We start from the raw sequence: 5376 nt of genomic DNA on the forward strand, positions 1-5376 counted from the left end.
TCAAGTTTTATTACTTCAGGAAAGCTGATAAAAGTTATTAGTTTTGCTTATTTAAAGGCAAGCAACGAGGTCAGGATACGCCAAAGCTCTCTTTTGTATGAGTAGTGATTCTAGAATTCCCTGCTTTTCCGAATTAATTAATCAGAGATAGCGATTTTAATTTAACTAGGGAAGTGTCAAGATAAGCTTATATCGAAGTGAAAAATCAAGTGCAACGAATTAACAATGACAGAAGCTAAAAACGTAATCGGTGGAAACCTAGAGTCCTGCTGCACTTCTCCCATGACCGGGTTTTACCGCGACGGTTTTTGTAACACAGGTGGTCAGGATTTCGGGTCGCACGTCGTATGTGCTGAAGTGACATCAGAATTCCTGGAGTTTACCAAATCGCAGGGGAACGACCTGAGCACAGCTGTTCCTGATTCTAATTTTCCAGGACTGAAGCCTGGCGATCGCTGGTGTTTGTGTGCTTCTCGTTGGCAAGAAGCTCTCGAAGCTGGCGTTGCTCCACCCGTCATCCTCTCTGCAACTCATGCTAGAGCTTTGGAAATGGTTTCCGTTGACGAACTGAAAAAACATGCCCTAACTTCTTCTTGATTGGGCATTCCATCGTAACTCAGCACTCCTAACTCCCCACTCCCCAGTTCAAAATCAACTCACTGGAACTTCCAGAGGTAGTTTCAATACATTGACAACCATAGCAATCAATTTAGTGGGGTCAATTGGCTTAGATAAATGCTGCTGAAACCCTGCTCTTAGCGCTTCTAAGCGGTCTTCTTCTCGCGTGTACGCTGTTAAAGCGATCGCCGGGATACGTCCACCTTTTTCTGGTTCTAAAGAGCGCAGTTTCCGAATCAGCGTATAACCATCTTGCTCTGACATGCCAATATCGCTAATCAGGATATCTGCTTTTGCTTGTTCAATTACTGCTAGCGCTTCATCAACTGATGCTACGGCAGTGGCGCTCGCCCCATACTCCTCAAACATAAAACTGAGAAAGTTACGGGTATCTGCTTGATCATCTACAACTAAAACTCTTAATCCAGCCAGGGGCACAGAAGCCACAGGGGAGGAAATTTCTCCTGTGGCTTCTCTATTTCCCCTATTAGCCCTATTGTCTTGTAGCAGTGGTAGTCTTACAGTAAAGGTTGCTCCTTCTCCTGTGCCTGGACTTTGGGCAAAGATTGTACCTTTATGCAGTTCCACTAGATGACGGACGATCGCTAGTCCTAGTCCTAGTCCATTGTGCGATCGGGTTGTGGTGCTGTCTGCTTGCCGGAAACGGTCAAATACTTTGGGTAAAAACTCCGAACTGATGCCAATCCCCGTATCGATAACTTGAATTTGGGCGTACTGAGATTTTGAATTTTGAATTTTGAATTTTGGATTACTGCCTTCATCAGTGTTTAAAGAGTCTAAATTTTCACCATCAGATCCCAATCCAAAATCTGAAATCGAAGATCCAAAATAGACAGATAGCCTAACTTCTACCCTGCCACCCTTAGGGGTAAACTTAATGGCATTAGTTAGTAGGTTCCAGACAACTTGCTGTAACCGGGCTGGATCGCCATAAACTGACCCTACCGAAGTATCTAGAACAGTATTTAACTTAATATCTTTTGGTTCTGCTAGGGGACGCACTGCCTCTAGGGCTGCCTCCATCACTGAAATCAGATTCACAGCAGATACATTTAATCGCAACTGACCACGGATAATCCGGGATACATCTAAGATATCCTCAATTAGTTGCATCTGAGACATCGCGTTGCGTTCAATCGCCTCTAGGGCCCGGGAAGTGGCTTTCTCATCAAGTTTTTTAGAGCGAAGGATTTTTGACCAGCCCAGCATCGAGGTTAGTGGTGTACGGAGTTCGTGAGAGAGAACGGCGAGAAACTCATCTTTCATCCGATTTGCTGCTTCTGCTTCCTGTCTTGCCGTCTGTTCTCGAATTACTTGAGCGCGGACTTCTTCTGCTTGCTTGCGTTCAGTAATATCTTCGAGAGTGCCGACATATCCCAGCAATTCTCCTTGACCGGAAAGCATCGGTGATGAGCGAACCTGTACCCAACGGACGATGCCTTGAGCAGTTTGAAAGCGAAATTCTTCAGAGTAGTTGCGACCTTCACGAATGTAGTCAGACCAACTGGTAACTGCTCGTTCTCTATCTTCTGGATGAACAGATTCTAGCCATCTTTTTTCTAAACTCTCTGCCGCTTTCAAACCACAAATTATCTGATAGCGAGGATTAGTATACCTACAGCCTCCTTCAGTATCAATTTCAAAAATTCCAACGGGTGAACAGGTACTCAGCGATCGCAATCGTTCTTCACTTTGCCTGAGTTCGCCATTCACAGCTACCAGCTGCGCTGCTTGTTGCTTGACGGCTTCTGTTTTCTTAAATAGTTCTACGAACACTGTGACTTTAGAAGTCAAAATATTCGGGTCTAATGGTTTGAGCAAATAATCAACTGCACCCAAGGCATAGCCTTTAAACAGCATTTGGTCGCTGCTGCTAAAGGCGGTGAGAAAGATAATTGGAGTGTGACGCGATCGCCCCCGATTGCGAATCAAGGTAGCAGTTTCAAAACCATCCATCCCTGGCATTTGCACATCTAGCAAAATTACCGCATAGTCTTGATTTAGCAGACACCTCAAAGCTTCTTCCCCAGAAGTAGCTCTCACGAGATTCTCTCCCAGTTTTTCTAGGATTGCCTCTAGTGCCAGCAAATTTTCTAGTTTATCATCCACTAGGAGGATGTTTACTTTGGGTTCCATCTGCATGGGTTTATTTCCGTATAGAGTGACAAAGCTTGACCATTTGAGAAGCAATGTCTGAGAGTGTCAAAATCCAGTCTACTGCAACAGCAGAAATTGCTGCTTCTGGCATAACGTCGCTCTCCGCTGTGGTAGGTTCTTGTACAATAGTAAGTCCTCCCCGCGCTTTTATTTTCTTAAGACCTTGCGTACCATCTTGATTTGCCCCTGTCAATATTACACCAATAACTTGCTGGGTGTAGACATCAGCTGCTGACTCAAACAGCACATCGATAGATGGTCTGGCATAGGAAACAGGGTCATCAGTCGAAAGAGCAAAGTGATCTAGTTCAACCAGCAAGTGATAATCTGCTGGAGCTAGGTAAATATGTCCTGGTAGTATTTCCTCTTTGTCTTCCACTTCTCGAATCGGCAACGAACTAGATTCTTGTAATAACTCCTGAAGTGTGTTGTTAGACTCCTTGTGACGGTGTTGCACGATCGCGATCGGCACTAGGAAGTCTGCTGGTAAGTTCCCCAGGATAATTTTTAATGCTGATAATCCGCCCAAAGAAGTACCAATTACCACAATTTTAAACGACACTTGTTTAGTCCTCACACCTGTAGAATGTGGGTTTCAATCTTAGTGTGACTTGATGGCTCATAAAATCCTTTCAGCATTCTCCAGTTCCACCACAGCTACTAACTTACCTTGATTCGCTTTTATACCAACTACTCGAAATTATATATTTTTGCTATTTGCATTACAATTAAAGATTTTATCATTGTGAAATACTTCACAGAAAAATATTATAAATAGGCTTTTTAAAATATTATTTAATGCCAAAATCGATACATTATGGAAATATTTTTTTGCTAACTAACTAACATTTAAAATTTTAATTATTATTGTTTTGACAATTCATAAAAATTTACTTAAGCTAAAAGATAAGTTAAGCAAATCAACAAACGACAGCGATTTGGTTTAGCTACATCAAAAATTGCTGTTGCAGACTATTAGCATGAGGAAATTAATCACAAATAAGTTATTCGTTGTAGGCAAGTTTACTAGATTTGTCTACAAAAAGCTAAGACATGATTAAGCGTATTGCACCGCGCACATATTGAACATATTTTGGTCATTTATGGATAGATACTTGTGGTGATGTTAGTGACTATCCATCAATCATTGAAGTTTGACTAGCGATTTTAGATTTTAGATTTTGGGTTATAGATTTTGGATTAGGGTCTTCTAGTTTATGCTCCATCAGGTACGGAACAAATCTAAAAGACGTTCGATAACTCTTTGGTATAGCCTCTGGTAGAGAAGAGGCTGTGCTATCGGTAATCCAAAATTGGCAATTCCATTATCCAAAATTGATTGACCAAACTGCGGTAGATATGTCCAGGAGAAGACAATGCTTGAATATTTGACATCTTTGAACGACCACAATTTACCTTATCCAGATACGATTCATCCCATCGTTGTCCACTTCGTAATAGCGATGGTGTTGTTTTCCTTCTTCTGCGATGTAATTGGCTATTTTACTGGGAAAACCAGTCTTTTTGAGGTGAGTTGGTGGAATATGTTAGTTGCCACGATCGCCATTTTCGTCGCAATTATTTTTGGTCAGTTTGAAGCGGGTTTAGCACAACCTTACAGCCTGGCTAAATCGGTGCTGAATTTGCATACGCTGATTGGTTGGTCGCTTTCGGGAATCATCACGGCGATTACAGCTTGGCGCTATGTAATTCGTGCCCGCAACCCGCAAAAAGTACCGATTTATTATCTGGGAGCCGGATTAGTTTTGACTTTGATAGTTGGCTTGCAAGTATATCTCGGAGATGAACTTGTTTGGGTGTATGGATTGCATACCGTGCCAGTTGTGGAAGCATTAAAGGATGGTCTGTTGCGATGAACTCAGAATTAATTGACCAATTGACCGGCTCTCTAGGCGCAAACGGATTACCTTACACCATTCCCATTCATCCCAATTTAGTCCATCTGACCATAGGTTTGTTCATCATTGGGATGACCTTTGATATCGTTGGTGTTTTGTTCCCTTTCCAAAAATGGGTCTTCAAATTTTTGGCAATTACTGTCGAACGTGACAACTTATTCGATGTTGGCTGGTACAACATGCTAGCTGCCAGCATCATTACATTTTTCACGGTGACAGCAGGCTTTTACGAAATGCTGTTGGCAACACCACCAGCTGATATGAAAAGTGCTTGGGGATTGCAGGCAATGGAAACTATGCTCTGGCATGGTGTGGGTGGTGTGTTCTTATTAGCGCTGATTGTTGGTATGACCATCTGGAGAGGATGGCAGCGCTTCGTTTGGGGCAAACAACCATATAAACAGACAGATAGAGAAGTGCAATGGATTTATCTGTTCGCAGGCATAGCAATCATGTTGATTATGTACGTTCACGGGACACTAGGGGCGCAAATGGCTACCGAATTTGGCATACACAATACAGCAGATAGTTTGCTGCGATCGCACCAAGACCTCAACACAACGCTCAAGTAAGTCATTAGTCATTTACCCAATGCCCTATGCCCAATGCCCAATAACCAATGACCATGAAAATCCAGAAGATTTTAAATATTTTGACGCTG

The 5376-nt window shown here is 42.5% G+C and carries 5 protein-coding genes; 3 read left to right on the plus strand and 2 right to left on the minus strand.

Annotated elements, in window-relative coordinates:
• The first annotated feature begins 225 nt into the window (after positions 1–225).
• Positions 226–597 carry a DUF2237 domain-containing protein gene (locus tag Q0541_RS00995; protein ID WP_298904333.1) on the plus strand — a complete coding sequence of 124 codons (372 nt, stop codon included), beginning with the start codon at positions 226–228 and terminating at the stop codon, positions 595–597.
• 54 nt (positions 598–651) lie between these two features.
• Here Q0541_RS00995 and Q0541_RS01000 read toward each other — a convergent pair whose 3' ends face one another.
• Both Q0541_RS01000 and Q0541_RS01005 read right to left on the minus strand, forming a co-directional pair.
• On the minus strand, positions 652–2781 hold the full coding sequence (locus Q0541_RS01000; RefSeq protein WP_298904336.1) for a response regulator: 2130 nt from the start codon (positions 2779–2781) through the stop codon (positions 652–654).
• A 4-nt stretch (positions 2782–2785) separates the two neighbouring features.
• A complete protein-coding gene (locus tag Q0541_RS01005; RefSeq protein ID WP_298904338.1) occupies positions 2786–3358 on the minus strand; it encodes a chemotaxis protein CheB in 573 nt (190 codons plus the stop codon).
• Between the two features lie 814 nt (positions 3359–4172).
• On the opposite strand from Q0541_RS01005, the gene Q0541_RS01010 reads away from it, so the two are divergent.
• Together Q0541_RS01010 and Q0541_RS01015 are read left to right on the plus strand one after the other, a co-directional pair.
• Positions 4173–4673, plus strand: a complete 501-nt coding sequence (locus tag Q0541_RS01010; protein ID WP_298904340.1) for a DUF2231 domain-containing protein — start codon at positions 4173–4175, stop codon at positions 4671–4673.
• The gene (locus Q0541_RS01015) at positions 4670–5287 is read left to right on the plus strand and encodes a DUF2231 domain-containing protein (RefSeq protein WP_298904342.1); all 618 of its coding nucleotides are present in this window, start codon (positions 4670–4672) and stop codon (positions 5285–5287) included. Before Q0541_RS01010 ends, Q0541_RS01015 begins: the two co-directional genes overlap by 4 nt.
• The last annotated feature ends 89 nt before the right edge of the window (positions 5288–5376 follow it).

Origin of the sequence: uncultured Nostoc sp., from assembly GCF_937863485.1 — a bacterium.
In the GTDB taxonomy this organism is placed as follows: domain Bacteria; phylum Cyanobacteriota; class Cyanobacteriia; order Cyanobacteriales; family Nostocaceae; genus Nostoc.